This window comes from Bacillus sp. ISL-4 (genome assembly GCF_018613275.1).
Taxonomy (GTDB): Bacteria; Bacillota; Bacilli; order Bacillales; family DSM-1321; genus Peribacillus; species Peribacillus simplex_E.
Genome location: NZ_JAGGQN010000018.1, coordinates 1 through 17,474 on the forward strand (window position 1 = coordinate 1; position 17,474 = coordinate 17,474).

At 37.9% G+C, this 17,474-nt stretch carries 21 protein-coding genes, 2 pseudogenes and 1 riboswitch; of the genes and pseudogenes, 7 read left to right on the forward strand and 16 right to left on the reverse strand.

All coding sequences use genetic code 11. The annotated features are described in order from the left end of the window. Nucleotides 1-426: 426 nt before the first annotated feature. From J7J00_RS15180 to J7J00_RS15190, 3 genes are all read right to left on the reverse strand, one after another. Nucleotides 427-939 carry a DUF3189 family protein gene (locus tag J7J00_RS15180; protein WP_214791865.1) on the reverse strand — a complete coding sequence of 171 codons (513 nt, stop codon included), beginning with the start codon at nt 937-939 and terminating at the stop codon, nt 427-429. Nucleotides 940-1,188: 249 nt separating this feature from the next. Continuing rightward, the gene (locus tag J7J00_RS15185) at nt 1,189-2,283 is read right to left on the reverse strand and encodes a D-alanyl-D-alanine carboxypeptidase family protein (protein WP_214791831.1); all 1,095 of its coding nucleotides are present in this window, start codon (nt 2,281-2,283) and stop codon (nt 1,189-1,191) included. A 434-nt stretch (nt 2,284-2,717) separates the two neighbouring features. Further along, nucleotides 2,718-3,689 carry an acyltransferase family protein gene (locus J7J00_RS15190; protein WP_214791833.1) on the reverse strand — a complete coding sequence of 324 codons (972 nt, stop codon included), beginning with the start codon at nt 3,687-3,689 and terminating at the stop codon, nt 2,718-2,720. A 366-nt stretch (nt 3,690-4,055) separates the two neighbouring features. On the opposite strand from J7J00_RS15190, the gene J7J00_RS15195 reads away from it, so the two are divergent. After that, complete coding sequence (locus J7J00_RS15195; RefSeq protein ID WP_214791835.1) at nt 4,056-4,448, forward strand: thiol-disulfide oxidoreductase DCC family protein; 393 nt, start codon at nt 4,056-4,058, stop codon at nt 4,446-4,448. 495 nt (nt 4,449-4,943) lie between these two features. On the opposite strand, the gene J7J00_RS15200 is transcribed toward J7J00_RS15195, so the two are convergent. The 8 genes and pseudogenes from J7J00_RS15200 to J7J00_RS15235 form a co-directional block, all read right to left on the reverse strand. Further along, nucleotides 4,944-5,402 carry a hypothetical protein gene (locus J7J00_RS15200; protein ID WP_214791837.1) on the reverse strand — a complete coding sequence of 153 codons (459 nt, stop codon included), beginning with the start codon at nt 5,400-5,402 and terminating at the stop codon, nt 4,944-4,946. Nucleotides 5,403-5,940: 538 nt separating this feature from the next. After that, the gene (locus J7J00_RS15205; RefSeq protein ID WP_214791839.1) at nt 5,941-7,233 is read right to left on the reverse strand and encodes a DUF3238 domain-containing protein; all 1,293 of its coding nucleotides are present in this window, start codon (nt 7,231-7,233) and stop codon (nt 5,941-5,943) included. Between the two features lie 162 nt (nt 7,234-7,395). Then, entirely contained in the window at nt 7,396-7,860 is a 465-nt protein-coding gene (locus J7J00_RS15210; protein WP_214791842.1) for a KGG domain-containing protein, read from the reverse strand. 174 nt (nt 7,861-8,034) lie between these two features. Continuing rightward, nucleotides 8,035-8,226 (reverse strand): annotated as a pseudogene (locus J7J00_RS15215) (KGG domain-containing protein); the annotation flags it as partial. A 156-nt stretch (nt 8,227-8,382) separates the two neighbouring features. Next, nucleotides 8,383-8,538 carry a YvrJ family protein gene (locus tag J7J00_RS15220; RefSeq protein WP_057913045.1) on the reverse strand — a complete coding sequence of 52 codons (156 nt, stop codon included), beginning with the start codon at nt 8,536-8,538 and terminating at the stop codon, nt 8,383-8,385. Between the two features lie 51 nt (nt 8,539-8,589). Continuing rightward, nucleotides 8,590-8,808, reverse strand: coding sequence for a DUF2922 domain-containing protein (locus J7J00_RS15225; RefSeq protein ID WP_057276944.1), 219 nt, complete (start codon nt 8,806-8,808; stop codon nt 8,590-8,592). Nucleotides 8,809-8,850: 42 nt separating this feature from the next. Next, a complete protein-coding gene (locus J7J00_RS15230) occupies nt 8,851-9,069 on the reverse strand; it encodes a DUF1659 domain-containing protein (RefSeq protein ID WP_214791846.1) in 219 nt (72 codons plus the stop codon). Between the two features lie 185 nt (nt 9,070-9,254). Beyond that, nucleotides 9,255-9,545, reverse strand: coding sequence for a DUF2798 domain-containing protein (locus tag J7J00_RS15235; RefSeq protein WP_483861518.1), 291 nt, complete (start codon nt 9,543-9,545; stop codon nt 9,255-9,257). A 121-nt stretch (nt 9,546-9,666) separates the two neighbouring features. Here J7J00_RS15235 and J7J00_RS15240 point away from each other — a divergent pair, with 121 nt between their 5' ends. Both J7J00_RS15240 and J7J00_RS15245 read left to right on the forward strand, forming a co-directional pair. Beyond that, nucleotides 9,667-10,530 (forward strand): LysR family transcriptional regulator, encoded by an 864-nt coding sequence (locus J7J00_RS15240; RefSeq protein ID WP_214791848.1) that lies wholly within the window; start codon nt 9,667-9,669, stop codon nt 10,528-10,530. Nucleotides 10,531-10,758: 228 nt separating this feature from the next. After that, nucleotides 10,759-11,406 (forward strand): hypothetical protein, encoded by a 648-nt coding sequence (locus J7J00_RS15245; protein ID WP_214791850.1) that lies wholly within the window; start codon nt 10,759-10,761, stop codon nt 11,404-11,406. Nucleotides 11,407-11,452: 46 nt separating this feature from the next. On the opposite strand, the gene J7J00_RS15250 is transcribed toward J7J00_RS15245, so the two are convergent. From J7J00_RS15250 to J7J00_RS15260, 3 genes are all read right to left on the reverse strand, one after another. Then, nucleotides 11,453-11,707: a sigma-G-dependent sporulation-specific acid-soluble spore protein CsgA gene (locus J7J00_RS15250; protein WP_101223217.1), complete on the reverse strand. Its 255-nt coding sequence runs from the start codon at nt 11,705-11,707 to the stop codon at nt 11,453-11,455. A gap of 109 nt (nt 11,708-11,816) precedes the next feature. Continuing rightward, nucleotides 11,817-12,014, reverse strand: coding sequence for a helix-turn-helix transcriptional regulator (locus J7J00_RS15255; RefSeq protein ID WP_063235187.1), 198 nt, complete (start codon nt 12,012-12,014; stop codon nt 11,817-11,819). A 10-nt stretch (nt 12,015-12,024) separates the two neighbouring features. Further along, nucleotides 12,025-12,537 carry a DUF6773 family protein gene (locus J7J00_RS15260; RefSeq protein ID WP_214791853.1) on the reverse strand — a complete coding sequence of 171 codons (513 nt, stop codon included), beginning with the start codon at nt 12,535-12,537 and terminating at the stop codon, nt 12,025-12,027. 144 nt (nt 12,538-12,681) lie between these two features. On the opposite strand from J7J00_RS15260, the gene J7J00_RS15265 reads away from it, so the two are divergent. Then, nucleotides 12,682-12,963: a hypothetical protein gene (locus tag J7J00_RS15265; RefSeq protein ID WP_214791854.1), complete on the forward strand. Its 282-nt coding sequence runs from the start codon at nt 12,682-12,684 to the stop codon at nt 12,961-12,963. Here J7J00_RS15265 and J7J00_RS15270 read toward each other — a convergent pair. Both J7J00_RS15270 and J7J00_RS15275 read right to left on the reverse strand, forming a co-directional pair. After that, nucleotides 12,960-13,181, reverse strand: a pseudogene (locus J7J00_RS15270) (GntP family permease); the annotation flags it as partial. The gene J7J00_RS15265 and the pseudogene J7J00_RS15270 sit on opposite strands and share 4 nt — an antisense overlap. 186 nt (nt 13,182-13,367) lie before the next feature. Continuing rightward, the gene (locus J7J00_RS15275) at nt 13,368-13,937 is read right to left on the reverse strand and encodes a dihydrofolate reductase family protein (protein WP_214791857.1); all 570 of its coding nucleotides are present in this window, start codon (nt 13,935-13,937) and stop codon (nt 13,368-13,370) included. A gap of 213 nt (nt 13,938-14,150) precedes the next feature. Here J7J00_RS15275 and J7J00_RS15280 point away from each other — a divergent pair, with 213 nt between their 5' ends. The 3 genes from J7J00_RS15280 (at nt 14,151) to J7J00_RS15290 (ending at nt 17,401) form a co-directional block, all read left to right on the forward strand. After that, nucleotides 14,151-15,074 carry an NAD(P)-dependent alcohol dehydrogenase gene (locus J7J00_RS15280; protein WP_214791859.1) on the forward strand — a complete coding sequence of 308 codons (924 nt, stop codon included), beginning with the start codon at nt 14,151-14,153 and terminating at the stop codon, nt 15,072-15,074. A gap of 162 nt (nt 15,075-15,236) precedes the next feature. Next, nucleotides 15,237-15,590, forward strand: coding sequence for a hypothetical protein (locus tag J7J00_RS15285; RefSeq protein WP_214791861.1), 354 nt, complete (start codon nt 15,237-15,239; stop codon nt 15,588-15,590). Between the two features lie 649 nt (nt 15,591-16,239). Beyond that, nucleotides 16,240-16,343: riboswitch (purine riboswitch) on the forward strand. A gap of 176 nt (nt 16,344-16,519) precedes the next feature. Beyond that, nucleotides 16,520-17,401 (forward strand): 5'-methylthioadenosine/S-adenosylhomocysteine nucleosidase, encoded by an 882-nt coding sequence (locus J7J00_RS15290; protein WP_214791863.1) that lies wholly within the window; start codon nt 16,520-16,522, stop codon nt 17,399-17,401. Nucleotides 17,402-17,474: the final 73 nt, after the last annotated feature.

Consider the following 17,474-nt stretch of genomic DNA (forward strand, 5'->3'; position numbering starts at 1 on the left):
AATCTCTTAACTTTAGCGAAAATTCAAAGGGAATTTCAAAAGGGGTTCAGAATTTTTTAATTCCGAACCCCTTTTGTCTACAAACTGAAATAACCCCGATCTTTCGGGGTTATTTTTTCTATTTGGTAAAATCGCAATTCATTTTCTGAAATAAAGCCGACGGCGCTGATCTTTAGCTAACGCACCAGTTAGCCGTTCATTATCACCAATAAAACCAAGATTTTATTGGTGATATTGAACTATCCTGCCCCGTTAGTTCCCTAAAAAGAGGCTTTTGCAGCAACCTTTGTCCATCCAGAAGCGTAATAAAAAAAGCCAACATCAATTGTTGACTTAATATATATCGACATTTAAGTATATTAAAATGTATATCCTTTACTTATCATACAATTCCGGCATCCAACAGAGATAAAACATTTAATAGTATTACTTATATTTTTCATTTTCCAATATAATCACTTTTTCCCCATTCGCTGCTTTCCCTATTTGTTTCGTATTTTCAACCAGCCGAAAGATATTATCACAACATTGTTTGGCACCTATAAGCAATAATGGTACACCTATAAAATCAATTTTTAATGCTCTTGATAAATATCCCCCTATAGACATAGCAATAGGTACAGTTGGGGATGTATTGGAGAATACTATTTTTTCGTTAAAATGAAATTTCTCTTCTAGTAGTAAAGTCAATTCTTTTAATGCTGGAACCACAAGTTTGTCTCTTCTATGTCCAATTGTATAAACTGAGTTGCCCTCTTCATCGGTCCCGTGAAAAATTAGCTTCCCCGAATCTTCTTTTGTGAATTTATTGAAATATTTTACATTTAATATTTCTTCCGAAGTTAATTTTCTTTCCGATTGAGGTAATTGTTTTAAATGATATGCGGCAGCCAAAGACGTGGTATGTGTACCACCATAATCATTATAGATATACATCATGAGATCATCCCTAATAGTTTTATTTAGCACTATTATGGTCATATACTCCATTTCCAATTCGGTTACGGTACCTTTATAAGAATATTCCTGTCCTGGGATCATCATAAAAAGAAGAGTACACCTATTAGTCAAGTATAATAAGTGCACTCTTTTATCCCCTTTAGTGTCTGGGGTATGTATAAGGCAGCAACGCCTCTGATTCCATGCGGTGATTTTTTTAGTAAAAATGAATGACGAAGCCTACCCATCCTAGAGATTGAAAAGAAAATTTAGTAGCTTACTATCATCGATTGTTTCTTGTTTATTCGTGGCAGGCAATACTGTGTTCCTGACATCAGCGACCGTTTTAAGGTCAAAGGATTCTATTGCTTCCCCTTGTTGGTTCATGATTGAGAGAATTCCATCATTACTCGTTTTTAGACTAGGTTCATCACTAATTAAATGAGTATAGTATAAGTCTTCGTTCAGCATGTAGGAATTAGAGTAGTCCGCTGAATAAAGTTTGCTTTTTTTATCAATTTTACCTGATTTAAAGTTATCAAAGCCATAGTTGAATAAAAGCTCAGTATCAGAATAGGCAACCTTGTCTGAAGGAGCTTTCAGAGTGACGGCAATCAAGTCCTGTTCTCCCCTAGTGGCAGTAGAAATCAGGGTGTAACCGGATTTACTGACGAAACCGGTTTTCCCGCCGGTTATTCCCTTATAGGGGATTTCGCCTTTTAACATTTTATGATGGGTAACTAGAGTGGTGTCCCATGTTTCCACTTCCCATGGTAACTCCTTCTTTCCAAAATACTCACGGAATGTTTCATTTTTCATTGCATATTGGGTAATTTTCGCAAGGTCACTGGCTGTCGTTACATGGTCTTTGTCAAATAATCCATGGGGGTTCGTAAAATGAGTATCGGTGACGTGTACTTCTTTTCTTAAAAACTCATTCAAATCTTCCATGAATAGTTTTTCACTACCAGACATATGCTCGGCAATTGCGATGGCTGCATCATTTCCTGAGTTGATTAGCATTCCTGCAATTAATTTGGAAAGCTCTATTTCCTCCCCAGGTTCAATAAATACCGAAGAACCGTCTGCCTTCGCTGCTTTTTTGCTTATCGTCACCAGTTCGTTCTGATCCCCGTGTTCTATAGCATATATAGCAGTAGCAACTTTCGTTAGACTGGCTGGATACATACTTTTATTCATATTTTTTTCGTATAATACATTCCCACTTTTCGCATCAATAATGATCCCTGCTTCACTCTTGAGGGGTAAGTCAGATTCTGCACTTACAGTCGTAGAGGCGAAGGGGATTAAAGCCAAGATGAAGATGAAGAAAAACTTTTTCATATGCCTCTCCTTTAATGGTAGTAAAATTCTATATAGTCATAATAAAATAAATCTGAAAGTTAAAAGATGTTTTATTGAAAGTGAAATACAAAAGTAATTCCCCTTTAATAATTTTGGAAACATTTCGGTTAACGACCTTCATTTTCTTTCCTGAAATAACTTTATAAGGGGTATTACCCTTTTAGTGGGAGGACCCATTTAAATAAAAAAGATTCCCCTTTTAAATTTTGGGGTGTCGATGGGGCCCTCCTGCATGACAATATCTTTTCATGAAAAAAACCCTTCAAACTGAAGGGCTAGTTACTGTTTAGGTGCTTGACCATTACATTATTTATATGAACTATTCATGCTCATGTATTTCGGACCTGATTCTGATTCATCTAGTTTAAACCAACCTTATTAAACCTATCCTCAATTACATGATGAAAATTCTGTTATGTTTTCATTTTCATTCCTAATAACATACATTCCACTTTTACAATCGGTTTTCTTGATAAAATAAATATAATAGTTACAGATATGACTAATAAAACATAATATTGGCCACTTTCTTTGATCCAATCATAAATAAATGAGTTATAAACATATTCCAGAATAAACATATGAAAAAGATAAATAACTAATGTAATGGATCCTAATTCAGTAAAAAATGTATGCTTTTTAGGAACAATACAAAAAAAGCAATAAGTTGCTGCTCCCATGATTAAATAAACGATCAACTTATATATAAAACCGAGGGCAATGGAACCTTCCATTAATCCCCTATAACCTAAACGACCATAAAACCATTCTCTCCAGGTAGTTTCACCATAGAAGTAAATACCGGTAAAGATTAACCCTAGTACAACCCAGCCGATTAGGGCATTACTTTTCTTTTTAACCCATTCAAAATGATCGTTTTCTAAAAAATGTCCAATTAAAAAGAAAGGAAAGAAAAAGAACGTTCTCGACAAACTTAACCATTCATTTACTTCACCAATGTAACCAATTATTAGAGATACAATTATTGAAAAAACGATTCCATATTTCTTGGAGGAAAATATCAACAATAATATATTCCAACAGAATAAGCTTATTAAGAACCATAAGGCCCACCTTGGAGTCAAAATGGTGAATTCAATTGGTTCATCAAATAACTTCAGATAATAGAAGGTATAAATCACCTGGAATATTACATAGGGAATTAATATTTTCTTTATTATCACCCAGAGGTCCTTTTTACTTTTTATCTTTCTTGAAAAATAGCCGGATACTAAAATAAAAGCTGGCATATGGAATGAAAAAACAAACAAATAAATAGTTAAAATCCATTCGTTTTCTTCTACCATTCGAGCTAATGTGTGTCCCAAAACCACTAGTACGATTAAAACAGCTTTCGCATTATCAAAATAAGGATCACGTTTCATTAAATCTTACCTCCTCTAAAGAAACTGCTCGTTCTATCTCCTAATCCTTAATTATGCTTTGAATGAAAAAACCGGCTTTCCTCTAAAAAAGGATTGCCGGCTTTTTTACTAAAGGAAATTCATTGGAGTATCTACCATATCACAGCTTGTTTACAGGATAGTTAATGGAAAATAACAGTTTGATAACAGAGACTTAAACCTGGGGTCCAACCGCCAATCGCGGCCCTCTTATGGCACACGCACCCGTAACAATCACCTCCAAAATTTAGTAACTCCAAGCAGTTCCATACGTTTTCGCCTTATCAAAACGGGTAGTGTATTATAGATGCATGAGTATGATAACGTCTCTCTATAGGAGGAATGTTCATGAATCCGGTCATTTTATTTGATGGTGAATGCAACTTTTGCGATTCGAGTGTCCAATTCATCATAAAGCGGGATCCGCAGGGGCTTTTTCATTACGCTTCACTTCAAAGTGAGGCGGGACAAGAGTTGCTGAAGAAGTATGATGTTCCTGCAGATATAGATAGCATGGTGCTGATCGAAAGGGATAAGGCCTACTATAAATCGTCTGCAGCCTTGAGGATTTGCCGCCGCTTACAAGGGGCGTGGAAATTTCTTTACGGTTTCATCATCGTTCCAAGCTTCATCCGGAACTTCGTTTATGATTTCATTGCCAGGAACCGTTACAAATGGTTCGGAAAGAAAGAAGAAAGCTGTATGCTGCCGTCGCCAAGTGTTCGAAAGCGGTTTTTATAAATAGGCTTTGTAAACCAATGATGATTTAATTAAAAACCGTGGAGAAATAGTTCGCACTTGGGGAAGAAAATCAAAAACTTAAGATTCACTTGGAGGATCAATAGAGATTTAATAATGGCTAATCGAACATCTACCATCTACAGAAGTTTTGGGTAATGTTGAACGTAATGATAAAATTAATGGCAGTTGCCAATGAAAACCCGGATATTAATCTAACTACACGTTATTCGCTCTCTTATCGGGAAGTAAACAATGAAGTTCGAAGCCCCTAACTGCCATATTAAGCTTGGAATGTAAACACAGATGAAAAAGGTATTTAATTTTCTGCTTTCGTTTTGGCTTAGATTATCTCTTTATACGCTTTCTATAACGTAAAAAAAGGTAATTCAGCTGAATTACCTTTTTTAATGCTTGAATTTCCGTAAGGTTCATTACCTTAACGAATGTGGTTAAAACATTAAAGAACAATATTTATTAAGTGTGTTTATATATTCGTTAAGGGTGAGTTATTATTTGCTCAACTTTATTAAGAGTACTAGCATTACTTGGAATAAATTGAGCAGTTAATTGATAGTCTCCTTTTGAAAGCAACTTCGAATTAATTCTTATAGTATACTCCCATGTGTCTCCTCTATTAAATTCTTTTGTATGTTTTTTAGTCGGCTCAGATTCAACAGTAATGATATTACCCTCTTTAATTGGACTATTCGTTAATGTTTTGAATTCTACGTCTATTTCATTACCTGTAACAAATAGCAAATTAAAGTTTTCATTAGTATTATTTGTAATTTTATAAGTAAAACTCTCATAGTCTTTTGTTGTCAATTGATGTTCCAGGGATTGTTCGACGTTAAGATCGAGTTTATTGTTCTTTTTATCAATTTGAGCAATGTAGTAGTAATAGGCAAATATTATTAATGAAACAATCACAATACCAATAATTAACTTTCGCACAAGATACCCCCTTCCAAATGTTGAACATTACTTGTTGTATTCTCTCTTTTTTCAAAAGCAACACTGGATATATTTTACCGCATTTTATAAAAAATGTTATTTTTTACTCATTGTATTTTTATTATCGTTTGAAATGATGGTCAATAATTAGTTAAATTAAATTTTCCTAAATAACTAATTAGCCAAAAACCAGTGGGGAAAATTGGATGATATAACAAAAGCGATTAATACTGAAATTCACTGATAATAGCAAATAACTTAATAGCTGCTACTCATTGGTCTAGCAGGTTTCAAGCAAAAAAGTGTGCGGATAGTCATACCCATTCTAAAGGATTGCCGCATTTATAATGAATTAATCTTGTTTCACATCTTCTCACAGATTTGGAACAGGTACTTTAACGGGTCTATAATGAAAATCAGTACTTTCCTATAACAGAGGCTAATAAACAAAAAAGGACGATCGGCAATCATGGCTTTTCGTCCTTTCATTGTGTAAATGTGGAGTATCTCCATAAATGGTTGGCCGTTGGATGCGCCATCATTTCGAGCCCTTGTTTTCCGCTAGGTACAGGGGTTCCCAGTTTTGTTCATCTGCCTCCTTTAGGTAGACTTCGTGATGCGGTGCCTGATCATGATACCCGGCTATATTGATTTCGCCATTTCGGTAAAAGGTCCCGATCACTTTATAATCCACGGCAGGAGAAATGATGATTGGGTTGCCTACAGAGTGTGTCAGCTGAATCGTTGTTTTCTCATGATTGGATAATACGCGCTTCACTACAATGTCTTCATCCGAGGCCACTCCTTCTTCGAGGAAATCCCCATCATGATTGTAGGCCTCGCTTTTCCCGACTGCTTTGGTAAATTCAATCTCGGCTTCACTTTCCTTTTCGTGAATGTACACCTCGACCCTAGTCCTGTATCGGGGTGATTCAGGATCATACCCGCGGTTGTCTCCTTTAAAATAGGGAACCTTTGAGGCAATATTTGGGTTTTTCAGCCACTCTTCCGGTAAAAAGGTGGAATAGCGCAGCTGCCAATTTCTTTTCTTTTTACCATCCACATCGTTTTCAACTGGCTGTAAAAGCTGTTTTACAGGTCCGATCTTTTTCGTATTCGTTATTTCCTCGATCGCTGCCTGTGCTTGGGATGAACCTTTTTTTACGGCTCCGACAATACTCGCTACAAGGGATTTCACGGCATAGGACTCCTGCTCTGAACGCGGAAGGGGCCGTTTGGCTTTAATGGTATATGTGTATTCCTGATCTTCACTAATACTCCGATCACTGAAGGAACATCCACCCACTTTCCCAATATCCACGCCGTTTCTGTAAATCGTATACTCTTTTATTCCCTTGATGGGCTCCCATTCAAGGCTGGCTTGGCCCTTTGCAACAATCGTGGTGAATACCAAATCCAAAAGGATATTATCCTCTTTTTTATTCTCGGCGGTCGTTGATGTCTGTATTTTCATCCTGTTCACTGCCTGTTCTTTTTCATTCAAGCTATCTATCGAGTACGTATAGATGGTTCCAGGAGTCAGTCCTCGATCTACCATCCTTGGCTCCCGGCCGCTGTAAATCAGCTCTTGCCCCCTAAATACCCGATAGAAACCACCTTCATCAGGCCAAATAAGCTTAATGGAATCTTCTTTCCGTTCGATCTTACACATTAATGAAGCCGTTTTGAATACAGCTTGATGCTTCCTCTTATTCGAAATAAGATAAGCGATGCCCGCAAGACCAAGAGCAAGCAATGAATGCCGTGCAGTGAAAGTAACTCCGCCTACTTTTAAACGCGGTAATGAATAATGGACGATCAACTTCTTCATCACCTCTTTCTTTTCTAGGTGTTATTTCTTTACCCACTTTAATTTCCAAGCACACTTTGTAATCTGCTGTGAAGGGAATTTCCATGGAACACTTGCTGATGGCATAAAAAACCGAGGGAATGGTTACTCCCTCGGTCATTTATGAGTTTCCTGGATTATATTTTAACGGCGGCTTTTTTCCCCGCCTTTGCGTCCTGCTTCTTCACGGCTCATTTTTCCATTACCGGAACCGTCAGAGCTGCCGTCGCCATCTCGTTGATTGGCCCTTGCCTCTCCGCCTTTTTCGCCGATTTCCTGATAGAATTCCTTACCATGATTTTCGGATGTTGCTTCTCCGCCTTTTTGGCCAATCTCTTGATAGAATTCCTTATCATGATTTTCGGATGTCGCTTCTCCGCCTTTTTGACCAATCTCTTTATAGAATTCCTTATCATGATTTTCGGATGTCGCTTCTCCGCCTTTTTGGCCAATCTCCTGATAGAATTCCTTATCATGATTTTCGGATGTTGCTTTTCCGCCTTTTTGGCCAATCTCTTGATAGAATTCCTTATCATGATTTTTTGCTGTTGTTTCTCCACCCTTACGGCCTGCTTCTTCACGACTCATTTTATCATTGTTGTTAGTCATTAAAAATTCCTCCTTATTATTTGGATTTTCATTGAACTAGCTACATATGTCATGTACCCGCTTGAACAGCTATAAAACTGGAATCAGCTAAATGCTTCAGGTCGCTTCTTTTATTTAGCGGCGACTTTTTTCCTCGCCATTAAGTCCTGTTTCTTCCTTGCTCATTTTTCAATCATCGGAAGCTCGAGCCTCTCCGCCTTTTTTTCCAATTTCCTGATAGAATTCCTTATCATGATTTTCGGATGTGGCCTCTCCGCCTTTTTGACCAATCTCTTGGAAAAATTCCTTATCATGATTTTTTGCTGTAGCTTCCCCGCCTTTGCGGCCAGCTTCTTCCCTGCTCATTTTTTCATTGTTGTTAGTCATTAAAACTCCTCCTTATTGTTTGGATTTTTGATGAACTAGCTACAGTTTTATGTATACCCGATAGTTTTGATATGAAACTATCATCTATTAAAACTTTTCCATTTCAAAAGGAAAAGCATCATGAATGATATCACTCATGATGCTCCCCGCTTATCCTTAACCTGACTTGGGAATCCCTTCTCGCAGGCGATCTGGCAGCTCCACAAGGGTTTCATTCAAAGTATCCAATTTCGTTTCAATCCTATGAAGCAAATAAAGGGTAACAATGATCGGGAACCCAATATCACTGACAAATGGCAGGATTTGATCCACTTTTATTCACCTCAATTCAAGTTTGTCCAACAAAGGTGACCTTCCCGTCCGTCAGATAAGTTCCACTTCCTCGACATTCCGCTCGACAAGGCGTGCCGCCTTCAAATCGACGAAATCCCCGGAAGATGTAACGAACACGTTCCCCGCAATGATTTTTTCCATTGCCAGTTTAATTGTATTTACCTCGACCGGCTCCTTCGGATTATCAACGGAAATCGTCGCTGACTTTCCTTCCTCCGTAACGAAAATCAATTCCAGTACTTTAGCCATTTCAAATCACCTCCCCCTCGTACGGCATCTCTCCAAAACCGTTTAGCCAATCAATGAATACGTATCCACCCGGGTCACTTCACCCATTGGATAATTCTGCACACTTGCCATTGCAACAGCTGTCGAAAACAACTGATCCTCCGTCGCCTCAACCTTGATGTTCGAAAATGCCCTCCGCTTGAAAACGAGAGCCCCTTTTTCATTTAGCCCCGTCTCAAAATCAATCCGCAACGTACTTGATACTGGAATCTGACTTGCCATATCACTCACCCCCTTTCACACTCTATATAAACTTTTTCAGAATGAAAGTAGCATGATCTTGAAATTCCCCAAGGAAACGAATAAAAAGCTCCCCATCATTTGGGAAGCTCTATAAACTATTTTTCAGGAAATTCTTTAAAGCAATATCCACATTTCTTACCGAATTTTTAATTCTTTACTGACCATCATCCATTGTCTTCTTCTTTCACTAAAAAGTTTTTCTCAATTATTGGCGGTTTTTCTACAAAATTAATTCTTCTTATTATTTGTTGTATTACTCTCGGAAAAAAGTAAGCTCCAAAGAAAGCACAGATAAAAGCCTGTGACCAAGTTTTTAACCATGTAGATAAGAATATATGATTATAACCACTATTTATTGAGACTAATATAAATGAAATAAAAAAAGACATACTAAAAGCCATAAAAAAGGCATAAATAATATTTTTGTATTTAACGTTAATATTTATTATTTTTATACTTCAACTCCTGACCTAATAATTCTTCACAACTATATTTTATTTCTTCCATTTACATTAGTAAAATCAATTTTTATAATGAAACTATTAGAATTACTAATGCAACAAGGGAGTGGCCGGGTTGAATTCGTATTATGCTTTTATCAAAACCATAGAAACAGGCAGTTTCACAAAAGCTGCTGAAGAACTTGGCTATACTCAGTCCGCCATTAGCCAAATGGTGCATTCATTAGAGGAGGAACTTTCCACCACTCTTATTTTACGTTCGCCAAAGGGCGTTACACTGACACCAGATGGCGAGGAATTTTTGCCATATATCAGGAAGATTTGTAATTCACATAGGGAACTGACTGAAAAGCATAAAGAGATGGAGGGACTGCAAAGCGGCCTTATTCGAATTGGCACCTTTTCCAGTGTTACATGTCATTGGATACCGGGATTGATCAAAGATTTCAAGGAACTTTACCCAACTGTTCATTTCGAATTACATCAAGGAAATTATACGGAAATCTCAAATTGGATTAAAGAAGGAAGCGTAGACTTTGGCTTTGTGAATTCAAATGTTTCGGATCTAACTACGATACCCTTGCAGGAAGATGAAATGCTGGCTGTAATGCCAGTAGACCATCCTTTAGCATCATCCACAAAAGTATCATTGAAAGAATTGCTAAAAGATCCTTATATTCTGTTGGATGAGGGAGTTATAAATGAACCATTAATAGGTTTTAAACAGTACAATTTTGAACCTGATACACAATACCGAGTATTTGATCCCTATGCGATTATGTCCATGATTGAACAAGAGCTTGGCATTTCCATTTTACCGAAACTTCTCTTAAATAAATGTCCCTATAATATTGTAGCGAAAGCTATCTCTCCTTCTATAATTCGAGCAATTACTTTGGCGTATAAGGATAAAAGGGTATTGCCAATAGCAAGCAGGTATTTTATTGACTTTATAATTGAAAGGTATAGGGAAGCTTAAAATAACACCAATTCGTTGTTGCAGCAATCCCTGAGCCTGAGCCCGTCCCGGTTACTTGTTTCATAAAATAAATCCAAATACCGTTTTTGCCATTCAGCTTATTTTCCCTTTGAATCATGTTTTTATAACTGACATTTTTGATGCGAAGATAAATTGCATTTGGCTTTAAATGGCACGTCATGTTCGCCTTTTCTGGGAAATAATAATTACGAAAGGATGTGGATGTTGATGTCATTAGAATGGTTTGACAGAGTTAGCGGGGAATTGCAGAATCATCTTCAATCAATTTGTGAGAAATACGACCGTAATGGCAGTATGATCGTGGAGCGCGGGTCGAAGCATCCACGGATCGAGTTTTATACAGAGCTTGATGACAATGAGAGGGATTATTTTTCCACGCTGTTTTTTGATCCGTATAATGAAGAATTTTATATGGAATCGTTTGAGCCGGATTTAGGTCAGATCAGCAAGGTCATCCTTGCAGACATTGAAGATATCGTCGATGCTGTCCACGAGAGCTTCCATAACTATTTGGAAGAGGATGATGCCGATTACGAATATGCTATGGATATGGATGATGAAAATGATGATTTGCATGATCCAGACGGCGAAGAATCCGATATATACGAAATCGATGTAGATTGGGAAACGCCTGAAGTGACCGCCTATATCCAGGATAATGAAGTGGAGGTCACCTACCAATTCGGTATCGTTCAGGAAACAGGTGATGGTGTGCTGAAAAGGATCAACCGGATTCGGACAGCGGATGATGACCTAATAAAGGATGAAACGAATTTCATTTTCAGCAAGGAAGAAGCAAGCACGATCATCGCCATGATCGCCAGTCATATGGATTCACTTAGTGAAATGGAATAAAAAAACCAACAAAACCTTGTCCATGATCATCATGGACAAGGTTTTATCATATAATAATCAGTTCATATACCTCTGATAATTGCGTGACCCGTTCCGTATCACTCGCTTCCTTCGCATGCTTAATTTCCTGAGGAAGAATATGGTTAAGGAGGCTGGCTTCTTTACCGGATAGCTTATTGACGAGTTCTTCTTCAGAATGAAAATGTCCGCTTTTGATTTTATTATAAATTTCCTGCGCTTCAGGATATTGGTCCGTATAGTTAGATAATATCTCACGTAAGTAACCAATCGTACGATCCATCAAACCATCCCTCTCGAATGTTAGATTTTTGCTTACATGCTATACCTTCCCCCATTTTTTGATGATAAATTCCTAAAAAAAAAGATATCCAAGTCAATGGATACCCTAATCAGTCTTCCTCCCAAAACAAATCATCCAATGTACGCGATAATGCTTTACAAATACCGACACACAAACTTAATGAGGGATTATACTTTCCGGATTCAATCAATCCTATCGTTTGCCTGGAAACGCCGACAATTTTGGCCAGTTCATCTTGTGACAAGTCCTTTTCTACTCTCGCAAGCTTCAGTTTTATATTTTTCAAGGGAAGCCACCTACAATTTCTTATTATCTTCGCTATTTTTCATTCCGATTTTCTTCGCTAGCAAGTATATACCACCAAAAAACAGAAGTAAAATCGGCAAATAGATCATAACGGATACAAACGATACCAATACAAAATACCATACGCCCTGGGAGCTGCCATCCGCATAGGATACAGCACTATTCACCCCCATAATTATAGCGATGATGATTGCTAAAGTAACCGAACCAAGAATCGTCTTCCTGCTCATCGGTGTTTTGCTTGTGCGGTCATGCATTTCCACTTCATCCCAGAATACACCTAAGAAAATGGAACGAGCTAAGTAATACAGCCCTCCTGCAACAATGATCACGAATTCCAGATATAGCTCCCCGCTGCCTGCACCATATTTATATAGTTTGAAAAGTGCACTCACCAGGCAAATGGCCAAAATGACGTGATACATTTCTTTATAAATTTTATTTCTTACATGCTCAACCCGCTCATCCGTGATCTTTTTCGTTCGTTTAAATAAATCCATCATCGATCGACCTCCATTTAATTCCATTACTCACTCTTATTATATGATTTATTTTACTTTTTGCAACATATATATTACATTTTATAAATTATAAATGGCAGTGCGCATAAAAAAAGGTACCCACACATCAAGTATGGATACCTATTTATGGTTTTACTCGTAAGTTTTGGGGATTTACTCGTGAATTCCAAGCATTTACTCGTAAGTTTTGGGGGTTTACTCGTGAATTTTGGAGTTTTACTCGTGAATTTCAAGGTTTTACTCGTGAGTTTTGGAGTTTTACTCGTGAATTTCAAGGTTTTACTCGTAAGTTTTGGGGGTTTACTCGTGAATTCTAAGCATTTACTCGTGAGTTTTCGGGATTTACTCGTGAATTCTAAGCATTTACTCGTGAGTTTTGGGGATTTACTCGTGAATTCATCATTTTAAATAATACCAAACCAAGTATAGAGGGCAATGATGACAAAGACAGCCAATGATTTAATGACGGTGATCATGAAGATGCTGCCATACGATTGTCTATGCGTCAGTCCTGTGACGGCAAGCAGGGTTATGACGGCTCCGTTATGCGGAAGTGTGTCCATGCCGCCGGACGCCATGGCGACTACTCGGTGCATCACTTCGGATGAGATATTGGCCGCAGGGACATGTATTGGAAAAAAATACTTCTAAAAAATTAGAATTTCATATATGAACTCATTAACAGATAGCAAATGAAATTCCCTTCAATACTTATTTAACAGCAAATACAAAAACTCCATTTTCAAAAAAATGGAGTTACTCTCTTTATATAAATATGAATTTCCCATAAAGAATTTTGACCATTTAGTCAATTACTCTTCATTAAGATGATAGCAAAGTTGAACAACGCCAGAGGAAAATCTTTTTGTATCAACCAGTTTTAGATTCAATCTCTCCTTCATGTCAATAAACAAAGGTTTCCCTTCCCCTAAAACAACAGGGTGAACAGATAACCTAAATTCATCAACCAGCCCAAATCTTATAAAAGATGTAATAAGACTTGCCCCGCCATAAAGCCAGATGTCTTTACCAGGCTTTTTCTTTAATTTATTTACTTCTTCAACAATATTATCTTTTATGATTGTTACTTTATCATCCGTGCTTTTTTTGGTTTTGGAAAACATGAATTTTTCTTTGCCATGTACTAATTTCCACATTTCTTTTTCAGTATCAGATACCTCATTTTCTGGAGTATATTGTCCCCATAATTCATAGCTTTTTCTTCCATAAAAAATAGTATCAATATCATTTAAGAAATCAATGAACCCCATTTCAGAGTCCATAATGCACCAGTCAACTTCCCCTTTCGGCCCTTCAATAAATCCATCTAAAGTAACTGCTAAATCTAAAACTATTCTTCTCGGTCTTTCGTTAATGGCCATACTTTTATCTCCTTTTTCTTATAGAATGTCCCTTGTTGATAAAATCATAAGGTTTCGACCGCTCAGCGATACTGCCCCTATCCGATGCCGGACAAATACCTAATGCTTTTAAGCTTCATTCAAAAGTTCCTTCCGTTTCACTTACATGTAGTTTTATATTACAGCTTCTATCATAGTATTAAAAGATTGTATCAAAAACTAAGGAGACTCGCGATGAAAGCAATGGTATGCACAAAATACGGTTCACCCGATGTACTGGAACTCCAAGAGGTAGCAAAACCAACGCCCAAGGACAACGAAGTTCTGGTAAAGGTTCATGCGGCAACAGTGGCTTCAGGGGACATAAGAGTCCGTAGTTTCAATAGCCCCTTCTTATTATGGCTGCCGATGCGGATCTTCCTGGGTCTTAGAAAACCGCGAAAATCGATACTCGGAGTGGAGCTGGCCGGGGAAATAGAGGGAACAGGCAGGAATGTGAAAAAATTCAAAAAAGGCGACCAGATCTTTGCCATGACTGGAATGAACTTCGGGGCTCATGCCGAATACACATGTTTACCAGAAGACGGGCCAATCGTAATGAAGCCTGCCAATGCGACCTATGAGGAAGCGGCCGCCGTTTCTTTTGGGGGAACGACAGCCCTGCATTTTTTCAGAAAAGCCAAGATCCAGGACGGACAAAAAGTCCTCATCTACGGTGCATCCGGTTCGGTAGGAACTTCAGCCATACAACTAGCCAAATACTTTGGAACAGAAGTTACCGGAGTATGCAGTGCCGCTAATTTTGAATTGGTGAAATCATTGGGGGCCGATAAAGTAATTGATTATACGGAAGAGGATTTCACGGAAAGACAAGAGCGATATGACATCATCTTTGATGCAGTCGGGAAAAGCTCGAAAGCCGCTTGCAAGAAAGCACTGACCCCGAACGGGCGATATGTGACAGTTGAAGGGCAAGGAATAGCAAAGGTACTTACGGAAGACTTATTACTCATCAAGGAGCTAATCGAAACTGAAAAAATAAAAGCGGTCATTGATAAACGCTACCCGCTGGATCAGATTCCCGAGGCTCATAGATATGTAGAACAAGGACATAAAAAGGGAAATGTAGTCATAACTGTTCCTCACGATAAGCCCTGACAAAACCTACTTCAAATGCTTGGACATGAAAATACCCCTTGGACATTTGGATCTGAAGGGGTATTTCGTCGCGTGATTCAGATGTCATTATGCAGGAAGTGTTGAAACTTTTACCAGAAACAAACGTATATAGATGGTAGCTTGTAATTTCCGGAGGACTCAATGAATATAGATGCAATCGTACGATTTGTTTTAATGATAGGGATTCCGGCCTTCATGATGTGGCGGTGTTATAAAAAGATGTCAGAAGAAGAACAAAATGACGTGAAGACTGATTTTACGAGTAAGCGTTTTATCTCTACGATTGGTTTAATGGCACTCGGTTGGGTATTCTTTTTGCTTGAACCAATATTTGAAATGACATGGATGGAAACGATTGGCGTTGTACTTCTTTCTATCGTAATAATGGTGAGCATTGTTTTGACATGGTTGAATGCACCATCAAAACGGAAGGCAGTGCTGAAAACGATCCCTTTATTAATCGCTTTTTCTATCCTTTTATGGGTGAATTACTAAATAGGTGCAGCTCTTTGCACCTATTCTTCTATCCTGTTATCATTTTTCTCTCTATTCATTAACCAGCAGATTACTGAAAAGAACCGTAAGACCGTAATTGAATTTTACGAAATCGATTAAGCCAATAATTAAGCAGATAAATCTATCTGTTTCAGACTGTAGGAAAGTTCGAGGAAGTGGGCTTGCCTACAGTTTTTTTCTAAAAAATGTTCCAGTTTGATTTCAGAAATCCGCTCTCTTTCCGCCGACTGTCTGCCAAGCCTCATCAAAGCAAGCGTCTGTGGGGTCTCGGCTAGGTAGTTATTCGGCAGGAGTGTCGCAAATTTCTTCCATCCATTGAGGTTTCATAAAATAGTAAAAAAACCATTAAGGAATCTTGTCCTAAAATCATGGTTCCGCTCCATCTAAACTTTAAAACAAAGTTGATTGGAGCGGGTGTTCGAGACTCCTGCGGGAAAAGCGTGTCAAAGGGAGACCCCGCAGGCGCAAGCCGAGGAGGCTCCACGACCGCCCGCGGAAAGCGAGTACCCTACGTTCCAATCAACGTTATTATCGAATCACCCCCCTTAAACACGAACATTAAATTATTTTTATATTTTAATGTTCACTTTTTCCATTGATTATCTATCATTTCTTTGTTATATTAGCAAAGTAATAATCGTAATTTACTCGTATATGCTCGGAAATATGGTCTGAGCGTTTCTACCTGGTTCCCAGTGAAAGAACTAGACTACGAGTTAAAGTATTCGGCTGCCCGCTTTCTTGAGCAGCTAATGATTTAGCATTATAATCATTTTGCTTAATCAACTTTACTTTGACTATCGTAGGTCTAGAAGGCAGTAATCATTCTGCCGTTCTGGACCTTTTTCTTTGACCGCAACTGCGAGTGTATCAAACAATCGAATAAATATGTTTTAAGGAGAAATTATATGAGAAAAAACATGTTCAAAAAGTACACTATATTAGGAATCATTACATTACTTTTCGTGTTGGTGATTGCAGCATGCAGTTCTGCTTCCAAAAATGAAACGGTCGAAAAAAAGACTCAAAGGCCTATCATAATCCAAGGTCCAATGCCGATTGAAGCTGAAAATTTCGCAAAAAGGTTAAAAAATGTTAAAAAAGAAAAATCAGGAGATTTTGTATTTTACATTGGAACGTTAGACAATTATCCTGTAATCGTTGCAAAAACTGGTAAAGGGATGGAAAACACAGCTGCCGCTACAGCATTGGCCATTGAAAGATATAACCCTATTGCCATCATCAATCAAGGGACATCAGGCGGACATGATCCAAGTTTAAACGTTTTTGATATTGTTTTAGGAAAAAGAACGGTAAACCTAGGTTCACTAAAAACGGCAGAGAAAACTGAAAACCAAGGAATTGATCCAACCATTTGGAAACCAATGGACCTAATGGCTTCTGAAGGAAGTGCAGGAGAAGATCCTAACGCTGAAAAACCACGCTTCTACGAGGGAGATAAGGATTTACTCGCAGCTGCTCATGCAGTTAAAGATACTTACACAAAAGGTAAGGTTGTCGATGGCACTATCGGTTCGGCAGACGTTTGGAATAATGAAGTGGATCGGATTAAGTGGTTCCATACGAAATATGGTACATCTGTTGAAGAAATGGAAGGAGCTTCAGCTGCACAAATCGCCAAAGCTTACGATGTTCCCTTCTTAGGTATACGAGTACTATCCAATAATAAAGTGAATGGCGGTAAATATAACCCTAATACAGCAGCAGCCAATCAAGAATATGTTTATGAAGTAGTCAAAAAATATATCTCTACGATGCCAAGCAAATAAGACCGGGCTCGGAGCATATAAAAGAATGAGAATCTTTTTGGTCAACTATCCCTATTATGAAATAATCGAGTAG